The organism is Streptomyces sp. enrichment culture (assembly GCF_964272855.1).
Taxonomy (GTDB): domain Bacteria; phylum Actinomycetota; class Actinomycetes; order Streptomycetales; family Streptomycetaceae; genus Streptomyces.
Window position 1 is genome coordinate 674,573 of sequence record NZ_OZ186847.1, and the last position, 23,273, is coordinate 697,845.

At 72.8% G+C, this 23,273-nt stretch carries 24 protein-coding genes; 16 read left to right on the plus strand and 8 right to left on the minus strand.

Going from position 1 to position 23,273, the window contains the following annotated elements; all coding sequences use genetic code 11:
- The first annotated feature begins 720 nt into the window (after positions 1 to 720).
- The gene (locus tag ACSU6L_RS02760; RefSeq protein WP_437053146.1) at positions 721 to 1,290 is read left to right on the plus strand and encodes a DUF6328 family protein; all 570 of its coding nucleotides are present in this window, start codon (positions 721 to 723) and stop codon (positions 1,288 to 1,290) included.
- Between the two features lie 53 nt (positions 1,291 to 1,343).
- On the opposite strand, the gene ACSU6L_RS02765 is transcribed toward ACSU6L_RS02760, so the two are convergent.
- A complete protein-coding gene (locus ACSU6L_RS02765) occupies positions 1,344 to 2,309 on the minus strand; it encodes a pirin family protein (RefSeq protein WP_437053148.1) in 966 nt (321 codons plus the stop codon).
- Positions 2,310 to 2,446: 137 nt separating this feature from the next.
- On the opposite strand from ACSU6L_RS02765, the gene ACSU6L_RS02770 reads away from it, so the two are divergent.
- The 3 genes from ACSU6L_RS02770 to ACSU6L_RS02780 all read left to right on the plus strand — a co-directional run bounded on the left by ACSU6L_RS02770 (position 2,447) and on the right by ACSU6L_RS02780 (position 3,811).
- Positions 2,447 to 2,938, plus strand: coding sequence for a MarR family winged helix-turn-helix transcriptional regulator (locus ACSU6L_RS02770; RefSeq protein ID WP_437053150.1), 492 nt, complete (start codon positions 2,447 to 2,449; stop codon positions 2,936 to 2,938).
- A complete protein-coding gene (locus ACSU6L_RS02775) occupies positions 2,935 to 3,378 on the plus strand; it encodes a MarR family transcriptional regulator (protein ID WP_437053152.1) in 444 nt (147 codons plus the stop codon). Before ACSU6L_RS02770 ends, ACSU6L_RS02775 begins: the two co-directional genes overlap by 4 nt.
- 85 nt (positions 3,379 to 3,463) lie before the next feature.
- Positions 3,464 to 3,811, plus strand: coding sequence for a tetratricopeptide repeat protein (locus tag ACSU6L_RS02780; RefSeq protein WP_073940041.1), 348 nt, complete (start codon positions 3,464 to 3,466; stop codon positions 3,809 to 3,811).
- A gap of 72 nt (positions 3,812 to 3,883) precedes the next feature.
- Here ACSU6L_RS02780 and ACSU6L_RS02785 read toward each other — a convergent pair whose 3' ends face one another.
- The gene (locus tag ACSU6L_RS02785) at positions 3,884 to 5,320 is read right to left on the minus strand and encodes a PepSY-associated TM helix domain-containing protein (protein WP_437053154.1); all 1,437 of its coding nucleotides are present in this window, start codon (positions 5,318 to 5,320) and stop codon (positions 3,884 to 3,886) included.
- Between the two features lie 128 nt (positions 5,321 to 5,448).
- On the opposite strand from ACSU6L_RS02785, the gene ACSU6L_RS02790 reads away from it, so the two are divergent.
- The gene (locus ACSU6L_RS02790) at positions 5,449 to 6,096 is read left to right on the plus strand and encodes a peptide deformylase (protein WP_437053156.1); all 648 of its coding nucleotides are present in this window, start codon (positions 5,449 to 5,451) and stop codon (positions 6,094 to 6,096) included.
- A 32-nt stretch (positions 6,097 to 6,128) separates the two neighbouring features.
- On the opposite strand, the gene ACSU6L_RS02795 is transcribed toward ACSU6L_RS02790, so the two are convergent.
- Positions 6,129 to 7,562 (minus strand): dihydrolipoyl dehydrogenase family protein, encoded by a 1,434-nt coding sequence (locus tag ACSU6L_RS02795; RefSeq protein ID WP_437053158.1) that lies wholly within the window; start codon positions 7,560 to 7,562, stop codon positions 6,129 to 6,131.
- Positions 7,563 to 7,719: 157 nt separating this feature from the next.
- Between ACSU6L_RS02795 and trxA the strand changes: the two genes are divergently transcribed.
- Positions 7,720 to 8,106 carry a thioredoxin gene (gene trxA / locus ACSU6L_RS02800; protein ID WP_073940045.1) on the plus strand — a complete coding sequence of 129 codons (387 nt, stop codon included), beginning with the start codon at positions 7,720 to 7,722 and terminating at the stop codon, positions 8,104 to 8,106.
- 80 nt (positions 8,107 to 8,186) lie between these two features.
- On the opposite strand, the gene ACSU6L_RS02805 is transcribed toward trxA, so the two are convergent.
- The gene (locus ACSU6L_RS02805; RefSeq protein ID WP_437053161.1) at positions 8,187 to 9,212 is read right to left on the minus strand and encodes a LacI family DNA-binding transcriptional regulator; all 1,026 of its coding nucleotides are present in this window, start codon (positions 9,210 to 9,212) and stop codon (positions 8,187 to 8,189) included.
- Positions 9,213 to 9,296: 84 nt separating this feature from the next.
- Positions 9,297 to 9,989 (minus strand): TetR/AcrR family transcriptional regulator, encoded by a 693-nt coding sequence (locus tag ACSU6L_RS02810; RefSeq protein WP_437053163.1) that lies wholly within the window; start codon positions 9,987 to 9,989, stop codon positions 9,297 to 9,299.
- Positions 9,990 to 10,105: 116 nt separating this feature from the next.
- Here ACSU6L_RS02810 and ACSU6L_RS02815 point away from each other — a divergent pair, with 116 nt between their 5' ends.
- Positions 10,106 to 10,663, plus strand: coding sequence for an NAD(P)H-dependent oxidoreductase (locus ACSU6L_RS02815; protein ID WP_437053165.1), 558 nt, complete (start codon positions 10,106 to 10,108; stop codon positions 10,661 to 10,663).
- Between the two features lie 123 nt (positions 10,664 to 10,786).
- Positions 10,787 to 11,803 (plus strand): FkbM family methyltransferase, encoded by a 1,017-nt coding sequence (locus ACSU6L_RS02820; RefSeq protein ID WP_437053167.1) that lies wholly within the window; start codon positions 10,787 to 10,789, stop codon positions 11,801 to 11,803.
- Here the strand turns inward: ACSU6L_RS02820 and ACSU6L_RS02825 are convergent.
- Both ACSU6L_RS02825 and ACSU6L_RS02830 read right to left on the minus strand, forming a co-directional pair.
- The gene (locus ACSU6L_RS02825) at positions 11,793 to 12,767 is read right to left on the minus strand and encodes a TerC family protein (protein WP_437053169.1); all 975 of its coding nucleotides are present in this window, start codon (positions 12,765 to 12,767) and stop codon (positions 11,793 to 11,795) included. The two genes, ACSU6L_RS02820 and ACSU6L_RS02825, sit on opposite strands and share 11 nt — an antisense overlap.
- 40 nt (positions 12,768 to 12,807) lie before the next feature.
- A complete protein-coding gene (locus ACSU6L_RS02830) occupies positions 12,808 to 13,695 on the minus strand; it encodes a methylenetetrahydrofolate reductase (protein WP_437053171.1) in 888 nt (295 codons plus the stop codon).
- Positions 13,696 to 13,872: 177 nt separating this feature from the next.
- On the opposite strand from ACSU6L_RS02830, the gene ACSU6L_RS02835 reads away from it, so the two are divergent.
- The 4 genes from ACSU6L_RS02835 to ACSU6L_RS02850 all read left to right on the plus strand — a co-directional run bounded on the left by ACSU6L_RS02835 (position 13,873) and on the right by ACSU6L_RS02850 (position 17,737).
- Positions 13,873 to 14,292: a VOC family protein gene (locus ACSU6L_RS02835; protein ID WP_437053173.1), complete on the plus strand. Its 420-nt coding sequence runs from the start codon at positions 13,873 to 13,875 to the stop codon at positions 14,290 to 14,292.
- 230 nt (positions 14,293 to 14,522) lie between these two features.
- Positions 14,523 to 15,944, plus strand: a complete 1,422-nt coding sequence (locus ACSU6L_RS02840; protein WP_437053175.1) for an amidase — start codon at positions 14,523 to 14,525, stop codon at positions 15,942 to 15,944.
- Positions 15,945 to 16,030: 86 nt separating this feature from the next.
- On the plus strand, positions 16,031 to 16,477 hold the full coding sequence (locus ACSU6L_RS02845) for a type II toxin-antitoxin system PemK/MazF family toxin (protein ID WP_437053177.1): 447 nt from the start codon (positions 16,031 to 16,033) through the stop codon (positions 16,475 to 16,477).
- A 183-nt stretch (positions 16,478 to 16,660) separates the two neighbouring features.
- On the plus strand, positions 16,661 to 17,737 hold the full coding sequence (locus ACSU6L_RS02850) for a glycoside hydrolase family 5 protein (protein ID WP_437053179.1): 1,077 nt from the start codon (positions 16,661 to 16,663) through the stop codon (positions 17,735 to 17,737).
- On the opposite strand, the gene ACSU6L_RS02855 is transcribed toward ACSU6L_RS02850, so the two are convergent.
- Complete coding sequence (locus ACSU6L_RS02855; RefSeq protein ID WP_437053181.1) at positions 17,727 to 18,557, minus strand: TIGR02452 family protein; 831 nt, start codon at positions 18,555 to 18,557, stop codon at positions 17,727 to 17,729. The genes ACSU6L_RS02850 and ACSU6L_RS02855 overlap by 11 nt on opposite strands.
- Positions 18,558 to 18,814: 257 nt before the next feature.
- Between ACSU6L_RS02855 and egtA the strand changes: the two genes are divergently transcribed.
- From egtA to egtD, 4 genes are read left to right on the plus strand one after another with little or no spacing between them, the layout of a single operon-like run.
- Positions 18,815 to 20,119 carry an ergothioneine biosynthesis glutamate--cysteine ligase EgtA gene (gene egtA / locus ACSU6L_RS02860; RefSeq protein ID WP_437053183.1) on the plus strand — a complete coding sequence of 435 codons (1,305 nt, stop codon included), beginning with the start codon at positions 18,815 to 18,817 and terminating at the stop codon, positions 20,117 to 20,119.
- Positions 20,116 to 21,510, plus strand: coding sequence for an ergothioneine biosynthesis protein EgtB (gene egtB, locus ACSU6L_RS02865; RefSeq protein ID WP_437053185.1), 1,395 nt, complete (start codon positions 20,116 to 20,118; stop codon positions 21,508 to 21,510). The genes egtA and egtB overlap by 4 nt, the downstream gene beginning before the upstream one ends.
- A complete protein-coding gene (egtC, locus tag ACSU6L_RS02870; protein ID WP_073940058.1) occupies positions 21,510 to 22,295 on the plus strand; it encodes an ergothioneine biosynthesis protein EgtC in 786 nt (261 codons plus the stop codon). Before egtB ends, egtC begins: the two co-directional genes overlap by 1 nt.
- Positions 22,292 to 23,254 (plus strand): L-histidine N(alpha)-methyltransferase, encoded by a 963-nt coding sequence (gene egtD / locus ACSU6L_RS02875; protein WP_437053187.1) that lies wholly within the window; start codon positions 22,292 to 22,294, stop codon positions 23,252 to 23,254. Before egtC ends, egtD begins: the two co-directional genes overlap by 4 nt.
- The last annotated feature ends 19 nt before the right edge of the window (positions 23,255 to 23,273 follow it).

Sequence of the window (23,273 nt, forward strand, 5' to 3'; positions counted from 1 at the left end):
GGAGGAACATGACGGCAGACGTAACCGGTTTCCTACCGCCTCCTTCCGGCAGAAGGCGCACTCTTGCGTCGCTGCCCGTAGCCCAGGTCGACGTCGAGGATCACGGGCCGGAACCTGGGTACTGCCGGCCTGGCCGGCCGGCCTATGCCTGGCTCTCCGTGGGACGGCCGTCCAGCAGCAGGACGACGTGGGCCGCGCCCGCGGGGCCCAACGGCGCGAGAGGCGCGGGTCCGTGACGCCTTCGTTCTCTCAGTGGCAGCGGCCAACGACCACTGCCACGTTCATGAGTCTGCTCCCGCCGCCGCTGGAAGACCGGCTTCCTCCATCCGCCGCCCCCGGCGGAGGTCGCACCGACGAGCCGGGCCTCGCAGGCCTGCTCGAAGAAGGAGTAGTCGACGGTGATGACTGGCTTGCTGGCATTCTGCGGATCCAACAACCTGCCCCCTGTGCACCGCTGTCGCGCCGAAGACTGTGCCTGCTCGAACGGCACATGGTCACATCAGGCGAGTGTACTGAACTGGTGTCGGAATATGCGCGTTCCGGAAGGTGAGACTTCACCAGTCTCAGCTTTCCACCACAGCCTCTCCGCAACCTTCCGTCACATCGGACGAAGGTGCCGACCGCGTCGACCCGAAGTGGGGCGGGCAGGGGGTGGCGACGCGGACCTGCGTAGAACCGCCCGACCGGGGCAAACGGTCGACCTGGGATGTGGAGGATGCCATGACGATGACGGAGCAGCCGGCCGAGTCGGCGAGGGAGGACACCACCTGCTGCGGACACACGGGCAGGCGCGGCTCGCGACCCGGTGCCGAAGCACCGGAGACACCGCGTGAACGGGTCAACCGCCGCTGGAACGAGATACTTCAGGAGACCCGGGTCACCCAGACGGGCGTGCAGATTCTCTTCGGATTCCTGCTGAGCGTCGCCTTCACCCCGACGTTCAGGGAACTGGAGACGCTGGACCGCGGCATCTACGTGACCACCGTGGTGCTCGGCGCGGCGGCCACGGCCTCACTCATAGCGCCCGTCTCCATCCACCGCTTCCTGTCCGGTCAGCGGATGAAGGACGAGGTCGTGGAGGCCGCCGGCCGCCTGATGATGTGCGGCATGGTCCTCCTCGCCCTGACCATCGGCTGCACGCTTCTGCTGCTCCTCCGTTTCGTCGTCCCCGGTGTCCTCGCCGAAGTACTCGTCGGCACGGTCATGCTGTGGTTCGGCCTGTGCTGGTACGCCCTGCCGATGCGCCTGCGCCGCCGCGCCGCTCGGCGTTCCCGCGCCGACGACGCGTAGCGCGTACGCACCCCGCAACGCGCGTGAGGAGCACGGCGTAGCACTCTCGCAGGTCAACGGACCCTTCCGCGCGGTTTCAGCGGCGTCGCCGGCAGCTCGGGGGCCGGGAGAGGATCCCCGTCGTACCCCTTCACCTCACCGAATCTCGACCCTTCCGTCCAGTCCCGCCGCGCCTGCGCGATCTCCTCCTGCGTCCGCCCGATCCAGTTCCAGAACATGATCAGTTCCTCCTCGAACGGCTCGCCGCCCAGCAGCATCAGGCCTGCGTCGGACTCGGCGCGCAGAGGGAGTTCGGTGCGGCCGCAGCCGAGGTAGAGCATGGAGCCGGGGAGGACGGGGACGCCGTCGACGTGGGCCTCGCCGGACATGGAGAGGACCGCGTACTCGAAGTCCGGCTCCAGCGGCAGGCGTACGTCCGCGCCGCGGGTGAGGGTGAGGTCGGCGCCGACGATCGGGGTGTACGCGGTGCCGGGCGAGGTCGCGCCGTCGAGGTCGCCGAGGATCAGGGTGGCCGTCAGGCCGGGTGCCGTGACCACCGGAAGGTCCGCGTGGTGTTCGAAGTGCGGGTCGGTGTGGCGGTGGGCGTCCGGGAGGGCGACCCAGAGCTGGGCTCCGTGCAGGAAGCGGGCGTGTGAGCGGGGGCTCTCCTCGGAGTGGCTGATGGCGCGGCCGGAGGTCATCAGGCCCAGTTCACGCGGCCGGATCGTCTGCAGGCTACCGGTCGAGTCGCGGTGCAGGACCTCGCCCTGGTGCAGCCAGCTGACGGTCTGCAGCCCCATGTGCGGGTGGGGCGGCACCTGCATGCCGGGCTCGTCGGCGATGTCGTCGGGTCCGTAGTGATCGACGAAGCACCACGCGCCGACCATCCGGCGGCCCAGGTTGGGCAGCAGCCGGCGGACCTCGGTCGACTCGCCGAGCTGGACGTGGCGCGGGCTGAGGAGTTCGCGTACGGGCTCCGCCACCACGAAACCGCGGCCGCCGCAGACGGCGGGGACGGCTTCCCGATCGAGATTGCTCATGGCGGACAAACTAGTCCTGCGGGCGTCGTCCCGGCAGTCCCTTGCCCTCCCGTCAGCCCCTCGTCCGCGCCGGGGTGCCCGAGCATCCAGCCAGAAAATAGTAGCCATGGCCATAGTCGCCATGTACCGTATCCGTCATGAGTACGGCATCCGAGGGCCCCACGCCCGGTTTCCTGGTCTGGCGGCTGTCCATGAAGTGGCGTGTGGCGGTCGACCGCGCGGTGGCACCGCTGGGGCTGACACACGCTCAGTACTCGCTGGTGGCCTCGCTGCACGGCATGCAGCGCGCCGGTGAGCGCCCCAGTCAGCGCCGGCTGGCCGACCGCACCGGACTGGAACCGCTCTACGTCTCGAAGCTGGCGCGCGCCCTGGAGTCCGCCGGACTCATCGAACGCACCCGGGACCCGCGCGACCCGCGTGCCGTGCAGCTGGCGCTCACCGACGAAGGGCGGGACGTCACCCGCAAGGCGATCGACGTCGTCCAGGGGCTGCTGCGTCAGCTGCTGGAACCCCTCGGCGGCATCGACAGCGCACGCGCCCGGGACTTCACCCGCGATCTCACCACCCTGCTCGACGCACCGCTTGATCCATCCACCGACCACGACGAGAACAAGCAGGAGCAGTCATGACCACCACCGCGGCACCCCTTGCCGACAGCCGCTCCCTCGCCCTGGCGCACTACGCCGCCCGCGCGGTCCTGGAAACCGTCCTGGCCCGGCACGGCCTCGACTTCCAGGAGTCGGTGACGCTCCGGGCCGTCGCCGTCGCCGACGGCCCGGTCGACCGCGAGACCGTCGTCGGCTACGTCACCGGAAGCCTGAAGGCCGACCCGGCGGACGCCGAGCGCACCCTGGACGGGCTGGCCGGGAAGGAGCTGGTCGAGTCCGAGGGGTCCGCCGTGCGCGTCACGGAGGCCGGTCGCGCGCTGTACACCACGGTTTCCGCCGAGACCGGGGAGATCTCCGCCCGGGTCTACGCCGGCATCCCCACGGAGGACCTGGCCGCCGCCGGGCGGGTGCTCAGCCTGGTCACGGAGCGGGCGAACGCGGAACTGGCCCGGATGAAGTAGCCATGAAGCAGCAAATGAAGCAGCAAACGAAGTAGTGGAATGTTTAACCATCTGGCGTGGTTGTAGCGCGCGAAGGAGGTCACCAGTGGAGACCACGTACTACGACCACGGAACGCAGGCGGAGCGCTGGGAGCGCGCGCGGATGTTCTTCGACGCCAAGGACTACGCCGCCGCCGCGCGCGTCCTGGACGGGCTCGTCGAGGAGGAGCCGGAGCAGACCGCTCCGCGTCTGCTGCTGGCCCGCGCCTACTACCACTCGGCCCAGCTGCGCCGCGCCGAGGCCGAGCTGCGGGTCATCGTGGAGCGCGACCCTGTCGAGCACTACGCCCGGCTGATGCTGGGCCGCACCCTCCAGCGCCAGGGGCGTCAGGAGGAGGCCGAGCCGCATCTGCGGATCGCCTCCGCGCTGGCGGGTGACTTCGACCAGATCTGAGAGCAGATCTGAGCACTCCCGAGCACACGCGTACGGGCCCGGCTCCCCCCTGTGGAGCCGGGCCCGTCGTTCTCACTGGGGTCCCGCGGAAGCCCGCGGAAGTCCCGCGCGGCTACTTCCCCGCGTACGTCCGCCGTCCCCGCCGGTGCGCCACCCCAGGGCGATGTCCACGGCCAGGAACGCGGCCAGCGGGATGCCGAGGAGCGGGACGAAGTAGCCGGTGACGGCGACGACGGCCAGCAGCGGGACGAGGATCTGCGGGGGCACCTGCGCCCAGGCGCCGCGCGGGATGGGGCGGCCGAAGGCGGAGCCGCGGCCGCGCTGCCACCACATGCGGTAACCCCACAGGATCAGGACGGTCAGGGAGAGCGCGAGCAGCATCAGGGCGATCTGGTTGACCAGCCCGAACAGGGCGCCGGAGTGCAGGTCGATCCCCCAGCGGGTCAGCTTGGCCAGGACCGGATAGTCGGCGAAGCGCAGCACGTCCAGGACCTCCCCGGTGGCCGGGTCGATCGCCACGGAGTCCTGTTTCGTGGGCCAGCCGCGCTGCACCTGCTTGACGACGTACGCGGACGAGGCGTCGGCGGGCGGCTGGATCTCCACGGGGTCGGTCAGCCCCTTGGAGCGCGCCGCGGCCAGCACCTTGTCGAGCCCGACGCCGGCCCCGGTCGGGTCGGTGCCGGAGGAGGCCGCGCCGCCGTGCTCACCGTGGTCGCCGCCGGCCGCCGCCGAGACGGACGGGGTGGCGCCGCCGAGCGAGGTGCGCAGTTCGTCGATGTTGGCCCCGGCGTACGCCGACCAGGTCAGGCCGGTCGCGGAGAGGAAGACGAAGCCGGCCGCGGCCCAGGCGCCGACGGTGCCGTGCAGTCCGAGGGTGCGGCGGCGCCCGCTGGTGCCGCGCAGCTTGCGCTGGGCGCGGCGGCGGGAGAACCAGAGCGCCAGGCCGCCGGCCGCGATCACCCACAGCCAGCTCGCCGCCAGTTCGCTGTAGAGGCGGCCGGTCTCGCCGAGGTGCAGATCGCGGTGGAGTTCGTCGATCCAGGTGCGCAGCGGGAGCGCGCCGGTGGAGCCGTACTGTTCGAGCGCGCCCTCCGCCTTCGCGGTGTACGGGTCGACGAAGACGGCCAGCGTGTGGTCGGGGTCGACGCCGGGGACGTCGGAGAGCAGCACCCTGGTGGTGGCGTCGTCCTCCGGGGACGGCCGTACGGCGGTGACCGTGCCCTCGGGGTGGGCCTCGCGGGCGGCGGCGACCTGCTCGGAGATCGGCAGCTTGGTGTCGCCGACGGGGACGGTCAGCTCGTCGGCGTACACGATCTTCTCCGCCTGGAAGGACCCGGCGTACAGCAGGCCCGTGAGGGCGGCGACGAGCAGGAACGGGGCGACGAGCAGGCCTGCGTAGAAGTGCAGGCGCAGGATCAGCGGGCGCAGCGGCGCCCAGCCTCTGGACGGCGCGGCCGGCGGGGCCGACCGGGACGCCTCGTCCTTGGGGGGCGAGGGAGCGGTGGTCATCGGTGGTGTTCTCCGGGGGGTGGTGTTTCGGCCGTGGTGGTCCAGTAGTCGGTGGGTGACGGCCTCGAGTTCCCCGGCAGTCGAGTGACCTGGGTCACAGCGCCGGTGGGGCGTGGCATGCTGGCGGGATGTCTACTCCCGCTCATCGCCGGCCGCTTGCCGAGCAGGTCGAGGAGCTTCTGGCCACGGACGGCCCGTTGCCCATCGTCGCGGCCGGGGATCCGGTGCTGCGCCGGCCGGCCGAGCCGTTCGACGGACAGCTGGATCCCGCGCTGCTGGCCCGTTTCGTCGCGGCGCTGCGCCGCACCATGCACGCGGCGCCGGGTGTCGGGCTCGCCGCGCCGCAGGTCGGGGTGGCGCTGCGGATCGCGGTGGTCGAGGACCCGGCGCCGGTGCCGGAGGAGGTGCGGCGGGCGCGGGAGCGGACGCCGCAGCCGTTCCGGGTGCTGGTTAACCCCGGGTACGAGCCGGTCGGCGAGGCGCGGGCCGCGTTCTTCGAGGGCTGCCTGAGCGTGCCGGGCTGGCAGGCGGTGGTGGCGCGGCCCGCGCGGGTACGGCTGACGGGTTCCGACGAGCACGGCCGCGCGGTGGACGAGGAGTTCTCGGGCTGGCCCGCGCGGATCGTGCAGCACGAGACCGACCACCTCGACGGCGTGCTCTACGTCGACCGCGCCGAGCCGCGCTCCCTGGCTTCGAACCAGGCGGTGGCCGAGCGCTGGAACCAGCCGACGCCCGAGGAGGCCGCGCGGGCGCTGGGATTCGGCTTGCCGAAGTAAGTACCCGGTTGTACAAGCCAGATGACGGCGGCTCAGCTGTCCCGGTACGCCTCCAGCAGCCGCAGCCACACCTCGCTGACCGTCGGATACGACGGGACCGCGTGCCACAACCGGCTGACCGGGACCTGCCCGGCGACGGCGATCGTGGCCGAGTGGATCAGCTCGCCGACGCCGGGTCCGACGAAGGTGACCCCGCGCAGGATCTCGTCCTCCACGTCGACGACCATGCGGGCCCGGCCGCGGTAGCCGTCGGCGTACAGTCCGGCTCCGGCGACCGAGGAGAGGTCGACGTCGACCGCGCGGACGCGGTGTCCGGCCTGTTCCGCCTCGGCGAGCGAGAGCCCGACGGCGGCCGCCTCCGGGTCGGTGAAGACGACCTGGGGGACGGCGGCGTGGTCGGCGGTGGCGGCGTGCGCGCCCCACGCGTCGGATTCCAGCGGGGAGGCTCCCAAGGCGCGCGCGGCGATGGCGGCGCCCGCGATCCGGGCCTGGTACTTGCCCTGATGGGTGAGGAGCGCGCGGTGGTTGACGTCGCCGACGGCGTACAGCCAGTCCGTGCCGGTGACGCGCAGGCTGTCGTCGACCGGCAGCCAGGAGCCGGGCTCCAGGCCGACCGTGTCGAGGCCGAGATCGTCGGTGCGCGGGGCGCGGCCGGTGGCGAAAAGGATCTCGTCCGCCTCGATCCGGTCGCCGCCGTCGGTCACCGCCACCACGGTGCCGTTCTCGCGGCTCACCGACTCCACCGAGGTGCCGGTGCGGACGTCGGCGCCGGCCTCGGCCAGCGCCTCGGCGACCAGTTCCCCGGCGAACGGCTCCATGCGGGAGAGAAGGCCCTTGCCGCGTACGAGCATGGTCACCCGGGCGCCGAGGGCCTGCCAGGCGGTGGCCATCTCGGTGGCGACCACGCCGCCGCCCACCACGATCAGCCGTCCGGGAACGGCCTTCGCGCTGGTGGCCTCGCGGCTGGTCCAGGGCCGTACGTCGGCGAGCCCGGGGAGTCCGGGCAGCTGGGCGCGGCTGCCGGTGCAGACGGCTACGGCGTGCCGGGCGGTCAGGGTGTGCCGGGTGCCGTCGGGTCCGGCGACCGTCACCGTGCGGGGTCCGGCGAGCCGGCCGTGGCCGCGGTAGAGGTCGGCGCCGATGCCGTCCAGCCAGCCGACCTGACCATCGTCCTGCCAGTGGGAGGTGTAGTGGTCGCGGTGGGCGAGGACTGCGGGCGCGTCGAGGGGCCCCTGCACCAGCCGGCGCAGACCGGGGACGCGGCGGGCGTCCGCGCGGGCGATCACCGGCCGCAGCAGGGCCTTGCTGGGCATGCACGCCCAGTAGGAACACTCGCCGCCGACCAGCTCGCTCTCCACGACCGCGGTGGTGAGGCCGGCCGCGCGGGTGCGGTCGGCGACGTTCTCCCCCACGGGCCCGGCACCGAGGACCACGACGTCGTACGCGATGGAATCCGTTTCCGTCATGGGGTCAGTCTGGTGGCTGGTGTGCGGCGGGGCCACAGGGGTACGCGCGCGGATACGTGACTGTGCGCGCACGGAATACCTGTCTGTCCGGCGGTGTTGTGCGAACGGCTCGCCCCTGCACCAGGAACGCCCCCCATACCAGGAAGAGGGATACGCCATGAGCGGCACTGTGGAGCTGACCAAGGACAACTTCGACCAGACGGTCACGGACAACGAGTTCGTCCTGATCGACTTCTGGGCGGCCTGGTGCGGTCCGTGCCGGCAGTTCGCGCCGGTGTACGAGAAGGCGGCTCAGGAGAACCCGGACCTGGTGTTCGGCAAGGTGGACACCGAGGCGCAGCCGGAGCTGGCCGCGGCCTTCGGCATCCAGTCGATTCCCACGCTGATGATCGTCCGCGACCAGGTGGCCGTGTTCGCCCAGCCCGGCGCGCTGCCCGAGGCGGCCCTGGCGGATGTCATCGGGCAGGCCCGCAAGCTCGACATGGACGCGGTCCGCAAGGCGGTCGCCGAGCAGCAGGCCCGGTCGGAGCAGGACGGGCAGTGACGCCCCGGCCTGCGCCCGGCTCTTCTCAACCGATCCCGGTCCCGGTCCCGATCGCGTTCCGATATCGATGTGACGCCTGATCAGCTGGAGTCGCGGTGCACCACCGCGGCTCCCAGCACCTCCTGGCGTTCCAGTTCCGCACCCGGGTCGCGTACCGCGCGGTCGACCAGTTCCGCGAGGTCGCGGCCCGAGGGCAGTTCGATGTGGACGGTGCTGAGCCGGGGCCGCAGCAACCGCCCGATCATCAGGTCGTCGGCGCCGATCACGGCCGTGTCGTCCGGGAGCACGACACCCTCGTCCTGAAGCGCGCGCATGAGCAGCATGGCGTACTCGTCGTTGTACGCGAACACCCCGTCGAGGCCGAGGTCCCGCCAGCGTGCGGCGAGTCGGGCCGCGGCCTCCTCCTCGTAGGCGAGGGGCAGCTCGGTCACGGTCGCGTCGGTGCCGCGCACGGACTGGCGTACGCCGTCGAGCCGGGGCCGGGAGAAGACCTCCAGGCCGGGTTCCCCGGGGACGACGACCCCGATCCGGCGCCGGCCGCGCGCGTACAGATGGGCGCCGGCCGCCCGGCCGACCGCCGCGTGGTCCATGAGCAGGGCGTGGGCGCCCTCGACGGCCTCCGCCCCCAGCGTCGCCACGGCGCGGGCGCCGGAGCGCTTGAGCAGGTCCACGCCCTGGGGGCCCAGCTCGGAGCCCGGTACGAGGACGGCGACCGGCCGCAGCTCGGCCCAGGCGCGGGCGGCCTCGTCACCCGTCAGGCCGAGGCTGCCGTACTGCACGACCGTGTAGTCGAGGCGGCCGAGGGCCCACTGGAGTTCGTTGACGAACTGGCTGTAGAGCGGTCCGACCGGGAAGGTCGGTGCGGGCATCAGGACCATCCGGCTGTGCCCGGCGCGCAGGCTGCGCGCCGCCGCGTGCGGTACGTACCCGAGTTCCTTCGCGGCCTCGTGGACCCGGCGCCGGGTGGGCTCGCTGATCCGTACGGCGCTGGTGTTGTTCAGGACGTAGGAGACGGTCGCCCGGGAGACGCCGGCCAGCCGGGCCACATCGGCGCTCGTGGGAGCGGGGCGCCGCACGGGCGCGGGCGTTTTCGGTATCTGCACCATGACGACGGCATCTTGGCAGAAGCCCGGCGCGGTGGGAGCGGCACCCCCGTGGGTCCCCCGCGCACGCCCCGCTTCGTGCGTGCGTCAGTGGCCGTCGGTCGCGGCGGGCTCGACGCCCGTGACGCGGACGAGCAGGTCGGTCCAGCCGTCCTCCAGGCGCTTCAGGGGCATCCCGCACTGCTTGGTGAGGTGGTGGACCGCGACGGGGTCGAGATAGCCCATCAGCGTCAGCGCGAGCAGCTCGCAGTCCGCGTGGGGGACGATCTGCCGCAGCAGCATCTGGACGTGGCCGCGCAGCAGGCGCCGCGCGGGGGCGGTGAAGCGGCGGTCATGGGTGGGCTCGGCCGCGATCTGGAGTTCGAGTGCCTCGACCGAGCGGCGCAGCGTCGCGTGGCCGAACGCGTTCAGGCGGTCGATGGGCGGGGCGCCGGGGCCGAGCGGCGGGGGGCCGCTGAGGAAGGCGGCCTGGAACTTGCGCTCGGAGTGGTCGAGCAGCGCGGTCAGCAGTCCGACGCGGTCGCCGAAGCGCCGGAAGACGGTCCCCTTGCCCACCTGTGCGGCCGCGGCCACCGCCTCCATGGTGACGCCGGCCGCGCCGTGCTCCGCGATCAGCCGGCCCGCGGCCTCCAGCAGCCGGGCCCGGTTGCGCGCGGCGTCGGCCCGCAGGCAGGGGTCCTGCCCGGGACCGCCGAGCTCCAGCAACTCGGGCGCTGCGACGGGCTCCTGGGGCGGCGGGAAGGGCGGCAGGGAGGCGGACATGAAGACAGCGTAAAGCATCGGGAATGAAACTGGACCGCGGTCCGGTTAACTGCTACAAAATAAACGGACCCCGGTCCGGATGGACCCCGGCCCACCCGCCCAACCGCTTTTCACTGAGTCATCGGGAGTACCCCATGTCCGTTCGCATCCTCGCGCTCGTCGGCAGCCTCCGCGCCGGTTCGCACAACCGCCAGCTCGCCGAGGCGGCCGTGAAGCACGCTCCCGAGGGCACCGACGTCCAGATCTTCGAGGGCCTGGCCGAGATCCCGTTCTACAACGAGGACATCGACGTCGAGGGCTCGGTGCCGGCCGCCGCGGTGGCGCTGCGGGAGGCCGTGGCCGCCGCCGACGCGCTGCTGCTCGTCACCCCCGAGTACAACGGCACCATGCCGGCCGTGCTGAAGAACGCCATCGACTGGCTGTCCCGCCCGTACGGCGCCGGGGCGATCGTCGGCAAGGCCGTCGCCGTGGCCGGTACCGCGCTCGGCCAGTACGGCGGTGTCTGGGCGCACGACGACACCCGCAAGTCCGTGGGCGTCGCGGGCGGCACGGTACTGGAGGACGTCAAGCTCTCCATCCCCGGCTCCGCGCAGCGCTTCGCCGACACCCACCCGGCCGACGACGCCGAGGTCGCCGCGCAGCTCACCGAGGTCGTCGCCCGGCTGCACGGCCACACGACCGCCGCGGCCTGACGGCCCACGGCACCGCACCGAGGGGGCCGGCGCGTTCGCTCCGGCCCCCTCGGCCGTACCCGAAATCGTTGAAAATCGTTCAATCCGGGGACCTGTTCGCGCCATCTCTGCGAGGGTGGCCCAATGCAGACCCTCTACAGAAGACTGCTCACCCTGCTGCCCCGGCTCGGTCTGAAGGTGATCGACCTCGGCCCCGGGACCGCGGTGGTCTCCCGGCGCGGCGGGCGCACCCGGATCCCCCTGCGACCGGGGGCGGACCTGGTGGCCCGGGACAACGGCCAGTACGCGGTGACGGACGCCGGCAAGGACACCTGGGTCGTCACGCGGGACCGCTCCGCGCCGGCGGACCGGCAGGCCCGGAAGTGGACCGGCGTGCGGCTCGGCGACACCGGCGCACGGCTGCTGCTGGACCGGCGGGCGATGGCGGACGAGCGCCGGGTGCAACTGGCCGCCGCCGAGTACCTGTGCACCCAGCACGTGGCCGCGATGCTCGATCTGTACCGGGTGAACTGCGTCTTCGACATCGGCGCCAATGCCGGACAGTACGCCCGGCGACTGCGCAGGCTCGGCTACACCGGCCGGATCGTCTCCTTCGAACCCACCGCCGACGCCTTCGCCCGGCTGAAGGACGCCGCCCGTGACGACCCCGACTGGCACGTCCACCACTGCGGACTCGGCCGCGAGGACACGGTCAGCACCATCCACACCGGCTGGAACACCATGAACTCGCTGCTGCCGCCCAGCGACTACGGCCGCGACCGCTACCGCCGGTTCGCCACGACCCGCACCGAGCAGATCGAGATCCGGCGGCTGGACGGGGTGATGGAGAAGGCGCTCGACGGCATCGAGGAGCCGCGCCCTTATCTGAAGATGGACACCCAGGGCTACGACCTGGAGGTGTTCGCCGGCGCCGGGGAGCGCGTCGCGGACTTCGTGGGGCTCCAGTCGGAGGTCGCCGTGCTGCGGCTGTACGAGGGCAGCCCGCGGATGAGCGAGGCGATCGCCGTCTACGAGGCGGGCGGCTTCGAGGTGACCGGCATGTACCCGGTGACCCGGGAGGCGGCCACGGGCCGGGTGGTCGAGTTCGACTGCGTGATGATGCGCGCCCAGGCGGCCCCCGAACCGCCCGCTACCGGCTGACCCGGCCACCCTTCCCCTCCGCCTCCTGCCGCTTGGCCGCGCGCAGGCTGGTGACGGTGGTGATCGCGAGGACGAGCACGATGAAGCCGAGGGAGAAGGGGATGCCGATCTCGGGGACGTGGAACCCGGACTCGTGCAGGGCGTGCAGCACCAGCTTGACGCCGATGAAACCGAGGATGACCGACAGGCCGTACGTCAGGTGGACCAGCTTCTTCAGCAGGCCGCCGATGAGGAAGTACAGCTGCCGCAGACCCATCAGGGCGAAGGCGTTGGCGGTGAACACGATGTACGGGTCCTGCGTGAGACCGTAGATCGCCGGGATCGAGTCCAGGGCGAACAGCACGTCGGTGGAGCCGATGGCGAGCATCACGACCAGCATCGGCGTCATGACGCGCTTGCCGTCCTGCCGGATCCACAGCTTGGTGCCGTGGTACCGGTCGGCGACGCCGAAGCGCCGCTCGGCGAACTTGAGCAGTTTGTTCTCCTGGTACTCCTCCTCGTGCTCCTCCTTTCGGGCGTCCTGGATCAGCTTCCAGGCGGTCCAGATCAGGAAGGCGCCGAAGAGGTAGAACACCCACGAGAAGGCGGAGATGAGCGCGGCGCCCGCGGCGATGAAGCCGGCCCGCAGCACCAGCGCCATCAGTACGCCGACCATCAGCACCCGCTGCTGGTACTGCGGCGGCACCGCGAACTTCGCCATGATCAGGACGAAGACGAAGAGGTTGTCGACACTGAGCGCCTTCTCGGTGACGTAACCGGCGAAGAACTCCCCCGCCGGTTCCGCGCCGCCGAAGACCCCCAGCCCGATCCCGAAGGCACAGGCCAGCACGACCCACACCACCGTCCAGGTGCCGGCCTCCCGCAGCGACACCTCATGGGGCTTGCGACCGATGAAGAAGTCGACGGCGATGAGGACGCAGAGGGCCGCGACGGTCAGCAGCCAGACGGTGAGGGAGACGTTCACGGTGGCGCTCCTGGTGCTTGTGGGGCCTGTGTATGCGGCCTCACAGCATCGTCACAGAGGCCCCGTCCTCCCGCGAGAAGCGGGCCGCCCACTCAGAGGTGGCCCGCAGCCCGCCGAACGTGTAGAAGTGCACCTTCAGGTCGCCGTGGACCGCCGGGTCGTAGCCCTCGCCGAGGGCGCGCAGAAAGCGGTCGGGACCCGCCGTGCCCATCAGGTTGGTCAGGGAGAACCCGTACTTGCGGGCGATGGAGGCGCTGGTTCCGACACCGAAGCGGGTGGCGTACGACATCAGCCGCCGGACTCCGGCCGGGCCGGGCACCCCGACCCGGATCGGCAGGTCCACCCCGCGGGCGCGGGTCTCGGCCACCCAGGCGAGCACCGGGTCGGCGTCGAAGCCGAACTGGGTGATCACATGGCCGCCCAGCCGCCGTTCCGCGAGCGCGGCGTGCTTGTCGGTCAGGGCCGACCACAGCACGCCGTCGGCGATGGCGGGGTGGCCCTCCGGGTAGCCGCTGACGCCGACGTGGCGGACGCCGTAGCGCTCCAGCAGTCCGGTGCGGATCACGGAGAGCGCGTCCTCGTACGGGCCCTCCGGGCGGGCCGGGTCACCCCCGACGACGAACAGGTGTTCCCCGACGCCGTCGGCCAGCAGGGCCTCCAGGAACTCCTCGAGCGCCGCCCGGGAGGGGATACGGCGGGCCGACAGATGCGGGACGGGCAGGAAGCCGAGCCGCTTCACTGCGCGCGCGGCGTCCAGCCGCATCCGCAGGTCCTCGTTGCCGAGGAAGGTGACGTTGATCCGGGTGCCCCGCGGGATCAGGTGCCGGGCCTCCTCCAGATGCGGCACGTCCTTGCCGGTCATCTCCAGGGAGAAGTCCTCCAGCAGCGTGGTGCGCACGGCGCGGGCGGCGGTGGGGCCGGGGTTCATCGAGCTCCTTCGGCGTCGGGTACGACGGCTCGCCGCGCCGGGCGTCGCCTTGTGGGCGGTGCTCGGGCCGTGCGGCGCTCCAGGGTACGTCCCGCCCCGACCGCCACGGCGAGCCGGTGTCAGTGCCCCGCGCTACTCTGCGCCTGTCCGGTCATTCACCCCATACCGGGAGGATTCATGCCCTCGCGTCTCAACCCGTACATCAGCTTCGGCGGCGACGCCCGGCAGGCCATGGAGTTCTACAAGGAGGTGTTCGGCGGCGAGCTCAAACTCAACACCTACGGCGACTTCGGCCGCCCGGACACCCCGGAGGCCGACAAGATCATGCACGCCATGCTGGAGACCCCCAGCGGCTTCACCCTGATGGGCGCCGACGCCCCGCCCGGCACGGAGCACTCGACCGGCAACAACTTCGCGGTCAGCCTGAGCGGCGACGACGAGACCGAGCTGCGTGGCTACTGGGAGAAGCTGTCCGCCGACGGCACCGTGTCCGTGCCGATGGAGAAGCAGATGTGGGGCGACGTGTTCGGCATGTGCACGGACCGGTTCGGCGTCATGTGGATGGTCGACATCACCGGGCCGGCGGCGAACGGCTGACCCGGGCTCGCCGCGGGCGCCGGCCGGGGTTCGCCCTCGCGTGGGTGGCCTTCGCGTGCGGAGGACGTGAAAACCGCCCCGGTCGGGTCATCGATGGTTTGCGCCCGGCCGCGGACGCCTACCAGAACATTCATGACCTTCGGCGAACCACCCCGCCCGGCACGGACGTTCCCAGCGGGGCCGCCAGAGGTTACCGTTCGGTAGACAACGCGCTCCCGGAGGTGCCCCGCATGACGCACGCCCCTTCCGCAGGACTGGCCGAGACCGCCCGCGCCCTCGCCGCCGGCGAGGTTACCTCGCGGGCGCTCGTCACCGAGGCCCTGGCCCGGATCGAGGCGACCCAGGGCTCCCTCAACGCCTTCCGGATCGTCCGCGCCGAGGCGGCGCTCGCCGAGGCCGACGCGGCGGACCGAGAGCTGGCCGCCGGGGTACGCCGGCCGCTGCTCGGGGTGCCCGTGGCCGTCAAGGACGACATGGACGTGGCGGGCGAGCCGACCGCGTTCGGCTGCCAGGGCGTCTTCCCGCCGGCCGCCGAGGACGGCGAGGCGGTACGGCGGCTGCGCGCGGCCGGCGCCGTGATCGTCGGCAAGACCAACACCTGCGAGCTGGGACAGTGGCCGTTCACCGAGGGGCCCGCGTTCGGCGCCACCCGCAACCCGTGGCACCCCGACCACACGCCGGGCGGCTCCTCCGGCGGCAGCGCGGCCGCGGTCGCGGCGGGCCTGGTGCCGGCCGCGCTCGGCTCCGACGGGGCCGGCTCGGTCCGCATCCCCGCCTCCTGGACCCACCTGATCGGCATCAAACCGCAGCGCGGACGCATCTCGACCTGGCCGCGCGGCGAGTCCTTCCAGGGCATCACGGTCAACGGCACACTGGCCCGCACGGTCGCCGACGCGGCCCTGCTGCTGGACACGGCGAGCGGCAACCACGACCGGGATCCGCACCGGCCGCCGACGCTGAAGACGTTCGATGCGGCCGGCCGCGACCCCGGCCGGCTGCGTATCGCCCTGTCCCTGAAGCCGCCGTTCACCGCGCTGCCGGCCCGCCTGGACCCCGAGATCCGCGCCCGGGTCACCGAACTCGCCGAGCGGCTGGCCGGGCTGGGGCACGTCGTAGAGGAGGCCGACCCGCCCTACGGGCAGATCGGACTGACCTTCGTGCCCCGGGCCACCGCCGGGATCGCCGAATGGGCGCGCGACGCCCCCGACCCCGCGCTGCTCGACCCGCGCACCCGGGGCGCCGCCCGGCTGGGCCGGCTGCTCGGCGGGGCACCGCTGAAGGCGGCACGGCGGGCGGAGGCGGTCCTGCACCGCCGCATCGGCGGGTTCTTCACGTCGTACGACGTGGTCCTCGCGCCCACGACGGCCACTCCCCCGCCCCGGATCGGCGCCCTGCTCGGGCTCGGCCCGCTGGCCACCGACCGGGCGATGATCGCGGCGTGCCCGTACGCCTGGCCGTGGAACGTGCTGGGCTGGCCCGGCGTCAACGTGCCCGCCGGGTTCGTCGGCGGCCTGCCCGTCGGCGCGCAGCTGCTCGGCCCCGCGCACAGCGAACCTCTGCTGGTGTCGCTGGCCGCCCAGTTGGAGGCGGAGCTGCGCTGGCACGGGCAGCGGCCGCCGCTGGGGGAGCCGGCGAAGTCACCTGCGGCGTAAGGGTGTTCGCACCCGGTCACATCCGGTTCGCCGTCGCTTCGCACCCGTTCGCGACCCCCCTGCGCGCTCCCCGCTACCGTGACCCCGTGACCGCGCTGACCGACGACACTGCCCCCGGCCGCCAAGGCCCGTTCGCGACCACCGAGGCCGACCCGCGTGAGGTCGGCCGGGTGCGGACCGAGTACTCGCCCGCGTGCGACGGTGACCCCGATCCCGGGGAGATCGTGTGGACGTGGGTGCCGTTCGAGGAGAACGACGGGCGGGGCAAGGACCGTCCGGTGCTGGTGGTGGCCAGGGAGGCGGTGGGCACGTTCCTCGCCCTGCAGTTGTCCAGCAAGCGGCACGACGGCGACCGGGAGTGGGTGCCGATCGGGCACGGCCCGTGGGACCGGTCGGGGCGGGACTCGTGGGTGGACGTGGACCGGGTCCTGCGGCTCCACGAGCGGGGCATGCGGCGGGAGGCCTGCGCGCTGGACCGCATGCGGTTCGACCTGGTGCGGCACCGGCTGAGTGAGCGTTACGGCTGGAGCTGAGGCGAGGAAGCGGGTCTCACCGGGCAGGGTTGACCGTGCCCCGTCAGAGCGCTACTTTCCCCTCGCCGTAAGGAAACCTTCCTAACAGTCCACCACACGGCGAGAGCGCAAGACGCAAAGACGCGCGACGCGAGACGCGACACCCCCCACTGCCACCCCCCACCGCCCCCACCGGAGGACGTCATGCGCAGACCTCTGTCGACTCTCCTCGCCGGGACCGCCGTCGCCGGTCTCGGCCTGTTCCACAGCCCGGTCCAGGCACCCCCCGGCCACACGGCCCCCTCCGCCTCCCTCTCCGCATCCGCCTCCGCCTCCGCGAACACCCCCGCCGCGATCAACGGCCGGCTGAAGGTGTGCGGCGTCAAGCTCTGCAACCAGTACGGCAAACCCGTACAGCTGCGCGGCATGAGCAGTCACGGCCTGCAGTGGTACAGCCAGTGCCTGACCGACGGCTCCCTGGACGCGCTCGCCGGCGACTGGAACGCCGACGTGCTGCGCATCTCGCTCTACGTCCAGGAGGGCGGCTACGAGACGAACCCGCGCAAGTTCACCGACCGGGTGCACCAGCTCATCGAGATGGCCACGGCCCGCGGCATGTACGCCCTCGTCGACTGGCACCAGCTCACCCCGGGCGACCCGAACCACAACCTCCGGCGGGCCAAGACGTTCTTCACCGAGATCGCCCAGCGCCACCGCGGGAAGACCAACCTGCTGTACGACATCGCCAACGAGCCCAACGGGGTGAGCTGGTCACGGATCAAGTCCTACGCGGAGCAGCTCATCCCCGTGATCCGCGCGCAGGACCCGCACACGCCGATCCTCGTCGGCACCCACGGCTGGTCCTCCCTCGGCGTCTCGGACGGCCGCGACGAGACGGACGTCGTCGGCGATCCGGTCCGGGCGAGCAACATCATGTACACGTTCCACTTCTACGCCGCCTCGCACGGCCGGGAGTACCTGGACGCGCTCGACCGGGCCTCGGACCGGATCCCGGTCTTCGTCACCGAGTTCGGCACCCAGGAGGCCAGCGGCGACGGGCCGAACGACTTCAGCCGCACCCAGCAGTACCTCGATCTGATGGCCCGCAAGAAGATCAGCTGGGTCAACTGGAACTTCTCCGACGACCACCGCTCGGGAGCGGTGTTCGAGCCGGGCACCTGCGACGCCGGCGGCCCCTGGACGGGCACCGCCTCCCTGAAGCCGGCCGGGGCCTGGATCCGTGACCGGATCCGGACTCCCGACGCCTTCCCTACGGGCTGAGCCGGCGCTCCGGGAAGGTCCGTGCGAACGCCGCCCGGACCGCCGCGCCGGGCGTGCGGTCCAGCACTCCGAAGACCACGTGCTCGAAGACGCCCGCGAACCGGCCGCCGGGGCGCAGCAGGCCCTGGAAGGCGCCCGCCACCTGGGCCGGGTCGTTCTGGAAGACGCCGCAGCCCCACGCGCCGAGCACCAGGTGCCGGTGGCCGTGGAAGGCGGCCGTCTCCAGGACGCGTTCGGCGCGGGTGGCGAGGGTGCGGGGCAGTTCGACGGCGCGGTGCGGGGCGGTGCGGCGGACGACGCCCGCGTTGGGGGCGGCCGCCGTCAGGAAGCCGACCGTGAACGGCTCGTCGAGCAGCCCGCCCCGGTCGTCGCGGAAGACGGGGACGGCCGGGGTGTGGATGACGCGGTCCGTGTAGAACGGGTCGCGGTGGGCGCGGTGGTGGTCGTAGAACTCCGGGGCCCGCAGCAGGCAGGTGTACAGCGCCGAGGCGCGGCACAGGGCCTCCTCCTGGGCCTGGGCGCCGTTCAGGTAGCCGCCTCCCGGGTTGCGGGCCGAGGCGAAGTTCAGCACCGCCGTACCGGCGCCGAGGCGGCGGGCGGCCTCCAGGCTGCTCTCCCCGGTGACCTCCACCAGGGTGTCCGCCGCCGGCGCGGGCACCGTTGGCAGCGTCACCGGCTCCGGGCCATGCATCCGGGTTCCGGCCCGGGCCGCCTCGATGGCCTCCGCGAGGGGCACCGTGCGGCCGTCCGGCGCTCGGTAGGCCCCCGCGGCCACGATCTGTTCCGTCTCGCGTGCGATGCCGCGCAGGCGCGCGCTCACGGCGCCACCCCCGTAGCCGCCGTGGCCGCGCGCCGCGCGGCCTCCCCCGTCGTGCTCATGAACGAATCCTGAGCGATCCTGGTCGTGCGGTGCAACAGAGTTTCGCGGCCCCGCGCGGACCCGGCATGCCGTCCGGAAGGCCTCGATTTGCACCCTTGTCCGAACGGGCGAGAGGGTCTTGGGTGGGACGAGTGTGCCGGTCCGGAGCTCCCGGGCCCCGGGCCGGTGGCATGGAGGAACCTCAGAAGGGACCCCACATGTCCGATGCCGTGAGCGACTGTACGGATGCCCGCACCGCCGTCACCGAGGCCGAGGTGGAGGCGCTGGTGCGGGGCATCTGCTTCAAGACCGGACCACCCCGTTCCCTCGGCGTCGAGGTGGAATGGCTGGTCCACGAGCTGCGCGGGCCGCAGCTCCCCGTGACACCCGAACGACTCGAAGCGGCCTACGCCGCCCTGCGCGCCACGCCCCTGGCGTCCGCGCTCACCGTGGAACCCGGCGGCCAGCTGGAGCTGAGCTCGCCGCCCGCCGCCTCCCTGATGGAGTGTGTGCGCACCGTCTCCGCCGACCTGGACGCCGTCCGCGCGGTCCTGCGTGAGCGGAGCCTGGGTCTGGTCGGCGTCGGCCACGACCCATGGCACGCGCCGCGCCGGTTCCTGCGCCAGCCGCGCTACGACGCCATGGAGACCTGCCTCGACCGCACCGGCCCGGCCGGCCGAGCCATGATGTGCGCCTCGGCCTCGGTGCAGGTGTGTCTCGACGCCGGGTACGAGGAGCCCGGTCCGCTGGGGCATGTGCGGCGCTGGTGGCTGGCGCACCAGCTGGGCGCGGTCCTGGTGGCCGCGTTCGCCAACTCCCCGCTGGCGGGGCGTACGCCGACGGGCTGGGTGTCCACCCGGCAGCTGCGGTGGGCGCAGATCGGCGCGGGCCGGGCGGGCGCGCCGGTACTGGACGCCGATCCGCGCGGCGCCTGGACCCGGCGGGTGCTGGACGCGCCGGTGATGTGCGTGCGGCGGGACGGCGGCCCGTGGGAGGTGCCCGACGGGCTGACCTTCCGTGAGTGGACCCGGTCGCGGACACCGCGCCCGCCGACCTCCGACGACCTCGACTACCACATGACCACCCTGTTCCCGCCGGTCCGGCCGCGGGGCCACCTGGAGCTGCGGATGATCGACGCGCAGCCCGGCGACGACGGCTGGATCGTGCCGCTCGCCGTGGTCGCGGCGCTCTTCGACGATCCGGAGGCCACCGAGACCGCCTACCGCGCGGTGAAGCCGCTGGCCGAGCGTTCCCTCGGGCTGCCCGCGCCGCACAATCCGCTGTGGTTCGACGCGGCCCGCGACGGGCTCGCCGATCCGGAGCTGTGCGAGGTGGCCCGGGGCTGCTTCGCGGCGGCGCTGGACGCGCTGCCCCGGCTGGGTGCCACGACCGAGGTGACGGACGCCGTCGCCGTGTACCGCGACCGCTACGTCGTCCGCGGCCGCTGCCCCGCCGACGACCTGCTCGACCGGCTGCTCGGGGCGGACCGCCGCCCGCCGCACGGGAAGGACCTCAGTTCATGACCGAAACCGCTCCCGAAACCGCTGCCGAAGCCGCTGCCGGCACGTCTGCCGAGACCGCTCCCGGCATCGCTCCCGAGACCGTCCGGGACCTTGACGCCGAGTCCTTCCGCGCCCGCGCCCTGGCGTCGCTGACCACCGCCCGCGACCGCACCACGCTGCTCACCACGTGCGTCGACGAGCCCGATCTCACCGCCCAGCACTCGCCGCTGATGTCGCCGCTGGTGTGGGACCTGGCGCACATCGGCAACCAGGAGGAGCAGTGGCTGCTGCGGGCGGTCGCCGGGCAGGAGGCGATCCGGCCGGAGATCGACAGCCTGTACGACGCCTTCGAGCATCCGCGTGCGGAGCGGCCGTCGCTGCCGCTGCTGCCGCCCGCCGAGGCCCGCACGTACGCCGCCGACGTGCGCGGCCGGGTGCTGGACGTGCTGGAGGGCGCCGCCTTCCACGGCACCCGGCTCACCGAGGCGGGGTTCGCCTTCGGGATGATCGCGCAGCACGAACAGCAGCACGACGAGACCATGCTGATCACCCATCAGCTGCGGAAGGGGCCGCAGGCGCTGACCGCGCCGGACCCCGAGCCGGTCCCCTTGTTCACCGGACCGGCCGAAGTCCTCGTGCCGGGCGGCCCGTTCACCATGGGCACGTCCGCCGAGCCGTGGGCGCTGGACAACGAGCGCCCCGCGCACCGCCGTGACATACCGCCCTTCCACATCGACACCACGCCGGTGACGAACGCCGCCTACCAGGCGTTCATCGAGGACGGCGGGTACACCGAGCCCCGCTGGTGGACGGCCGAGGGCTGGGCGCACATCCGCCGCCACTCCATCACCGCCCCGCTGTTCTGGCGCCGGGACGGCGGGCAGTGGCTGCGGCGCCGGTTCGGCGTGACCGAGGTGGTGCCGCCGGACGAGCCGGTGCTGCACGTGTGCTGGTACGAGGCGGACGCGTACGCCCGCTGGGCCGGGCGGCGGCTGCCCACCGAGGCCGAGTGGGAGAAGGCGGCCCGCCACGACCCGGCGACCGGCCGCTCGAGGCGCTACCCGTGGGGCGACGCCGACCCCGGGCCCGAGCACGCCAATCTCGGCCAGCGGCACCTGCGGCCCGCCCCCGCCGGGAGCTACCCGGCCGGTGAGTCGCCGCTGGGCGTACGGCAGTTGATCGGCGACGTGTGGGAGTGGACGGCGAGCGACTTCCTGCCGTACCCGGGGTTCCAGGCGTTCCCGTACAAGGAGTACTCGGAGGTGTTCTTCGGCCCCGACCACAAGGTGCTGCGCGGCGGTTCCTTCGCGGTGGACCCGGTGGCCTGCCGGGGCACGTTCCGCAACTGGGACTATCCGATCCGGCGGCAGATCTTCGCCGGCTTCCGCACGGCCCGCTCGCAGGACGTCTGATGTGCCGTCATATCGCCTACGTGGGGCCGGAGCAGCCGCTGGGCGCGCTGCTGGCCGAGCCTCCGCACGCGCTGTACCGGCAGTCGTGGGCGCCCCGGCGGCAGCGGTACGGGACGGTCAACGCCGACGGGTTCGGGGTGGGCTGGTACGCCGACGAGGACCCGGTGCCGGCCCGTTACCGGCGTGCCGGGCCCATCTGGGCGGACCAGTCGTTCGCCGATCTGGCGCGGGTCGTCCGCACCCGGGCACTGCTCGCGGCCGTCCGGGACGCGACCCTCGCCGGCGCGGACGCCGAGGCCGCGGCGGCGCCGTACGCCTCGGGCCGGTGGCTGTTCAGCCACAACGGCGCGGTGAAGGGCTGGCCGGGATCGCTGGCCGCGCTGTCCCGGAGCCTGCCGCCCGAGGATCTGCTGTCCCTGGAGGCCCGCAACGACTCCGCGCTCGTCTGGGCGCTGGTCCTGGCCCGGCTGCGGGCCGGGGACGATCCGGGGCGGGCGCTCGCCGACACCGTGCCGGAGGTCGCCGCGGCGGCCCCCGGCTCCCGGCTCAACCTGCTGCTGAGCGACGGCGCCGCCGTCACCGCCACCACCTGGGGCGACACCCTCTGGTACCTGGTCCGTCCGGGTGGCGGCACGGTCGTGGCGTCCGAGCCCTACGACGACGACCCCCGCTGGACCGAGGTGCCGGACCGCACGCTGGTCACGGCGAGCCCCACCGAAGTGCGCCTCGCCCCGCTCAAGGAGCCGAGCCAGGCCCCCGCACCACCGAAGGAGCCCCATACGTGAGCCCGTTCCTCGTCACCCGCACCCTGCCCGAGGACGCGACGAGCGCGGCCCTGCGCGCGGACGTCCTGCACGGCCTCACCGGCAACCCCAAGACGCTGCCGCCGAAGTGGTTCTACGACGCCCGCGGCAGCGAGTTGTTCGAGCGCATCACCGAACTGACCGAGTACTACCCGACGCGCGCCGAGCGGGAGATCCTGATCGACCGCGCCGCCGGCATCGCCGCCGCGACCGGCGCCCGCACCCTGGTCGAACTGGGTTCCGGCTCCTCCGAGAAGACCCGGCATCTGATCGACGCGTTCCCCGGGCTGAAGGTCTACGTGCCGGTCGACGTCAGCGAGAGCGCGCTCACCCAGGCCGGGCAGGCGCTCGTCGCGGAGCGGCCCGGCCTCGCCGTGCACGCGCTGATCGCCGACTTCACCGCCCGGCTGGAGCTGCCGGACACGCCGGGGCCGCGGCTGGTGGCGTTCCTCGGCGGCACGATCGGCAATCTGCTGCCCGCCGAGCGGGCGGAGTTCCTGGCCTCGGTGCGGGCGCTGCTCTCGCCGGGCGACGCCCTGCTGCTGGGCACCGACCTGGTCAAGGACGAGGGGGTGCTGGTCCGGGCGTACGACGACGCGGCCGGGGTGACGGCCGCGTTCAACCGGAACGTGCTGTCCGTCGTCAACCGTGAGCTGGGCGCCGACTTCGAACCCGACGCCTTCGACCACGTGGCGTTGTGGGACGCCGAGCGGGAGTGGATCGAGATGCGGCTGCGGTCCCGCGACGCGCAGACCGTGAAGATCCCGGCGCTCGACCTCGCCGTGGAGTTCGCGGCGGGCGAGGAGCTGCGCACCGAGGTGTCGGCGAAGTTCCGCCAGGACGGCGTACGCGGTGAACTGGCCGCCGCCGGGCTGGAGCTGACGCACTGGTGGACCGACGGCGGGGGCCGCTTCGCGCTGTCGCTGAGCGTGGTGCCGTAGCCCGGGAGCCCGGCCGGCC

Bases quoted from the DNA above. Each gene is read 5' to 3' on its own strand.
- ACSU6L_RS02760 (WP_437053146.1), top strand. From the start codon at position 721: ATGACGATGACGGAGCAGCCGGCCGAGTCGGCGAGGGAGGACACCACC.
- ACSU6L_RS02765 (WP_437053148.1), bottom strand. From the start codon at position 2,309: ATGAGCAATCTCGATCGGGAAGCCGTCCCCGCCGTCTGCGGCGGCCGC.
- ACSU6L_RS02770 (WP_437053150.1), top strand. From the start codon at position 2,447: ATGAGTACGGCATCCGAGGGCCCCACGCCCGGTTTCCTGGTCTGGCGG.
- ACSU6L_RS02775 (WP_437053152.1), top strand. From the start codon at position 2,935: ATGACCACCACCGCGGCACCCCTTGCCGACAGCCGCTCCCTCGCCCTG.
- ACSU6L_RS02785 (WP_437053154.1), bottom strand. From the start codon at position 5,320: ATGACCACCGCTCCCTCGCCCCCCAAGGACGAGGCGTCCCGGTCGGCC.
- ACSU6L_RS02790 (WP_437053156.1), top strand. From the start codon at position 5,449: ATGTCTACTCCCGCTCATCGCCGGCCGCTTGCCGAGCAGGTCGAGGAG.
- ACSU6L_RS02795 (WP_437053158.1), bottom strand. From the start codon at position 7,562: ATGACGGAAACGGATTCCATCGCGTACGACGTCGTGGTCCTCGGTGCC.
- trxA (WP_073940045.1), top strand. From the start codon at position 7,720: ATGAGCGGCACTGTGGAGCTGACCAAGGACAACTTCGACCAGACGGTC.
- ACSU6L_RS02805 (WP_437053161.1), bottom strand. From the start codon at position 9,212: ATGGTGCAGATACCGAAAACGCCCGCGCCCGTGCGGCGCCCCGCTCCC.
- ACSU6L_RS02810 (WP_437053163.1), bottom strand. From the start codon at position 9,989: ATGCTTTACGCTGTCTTCATGTCCGCCTCCCTGCCGCCCTTCCCGCCG.
- ACSU6L_RS02815 (WP_437053165.1), top strand. From the start codon at position 10,106: ATGTCCGTTCGCATCCTCGCGCTCGTCGGCAGCCTCCGCGCCGGTTCG.
- ACSU6L_RS02820 (WP_437053167.1), top strand. From the start codon at position 10,787: ATGCAGACCCTCTACAGAAGACTGCTCACCCTGCTGCCCCGGCTCGGT.
- ACSU6L_RS02830 (WP_437053171.1), bottom strand. From the start codon at position 13,695: ATGAACCCCGGCCCCACCGCCGCCCGCGCCGTGCGCACCACGCTGCTG.
- ACSU6L_RS02835 (WP_437053173.1), top strand. From the start codon at position 13,873: ATGCCCTCGCGTCTCAACCCGTACATCAGCTTCGGCGGCGACGCCCGG.
- ACSU6L_RS02840 (WP_437053175.1), top strand. From the start codon at position 14,523: ATGACGCACGCCCCTTCCGCAGGACTGGCCGAGACCGCCCGCGCCCTC.
- ACSU6L_RS02850 (WP_437053179.1), top strand. From the start codon at position 16,661: ATGCGCAGACCTCTGTCGACTCTCCTCGCCGGGACCGCCGTCGCCGGT.
- egtA (WP_437053183.1), top strand. From the start codon at position 18,815: ATGTCCGATGCCGTGAGCGACTGTACGGATGCCCGCACCGCCGTCACC.
- egtB (WP_437053185.1), top strand. From the start codon at position 20,116: ATGACCGAAACCGCTCCCGAAACCGCTGCCGAAGCCGCTGCCGGCACG.
- egtC (WP_073940058.1), top strand. From the start codon at position 21,510: ATGTGCCGTCATATCGCCTACGTGGGGCCGGAGCAGCCGCTGGGCGCG.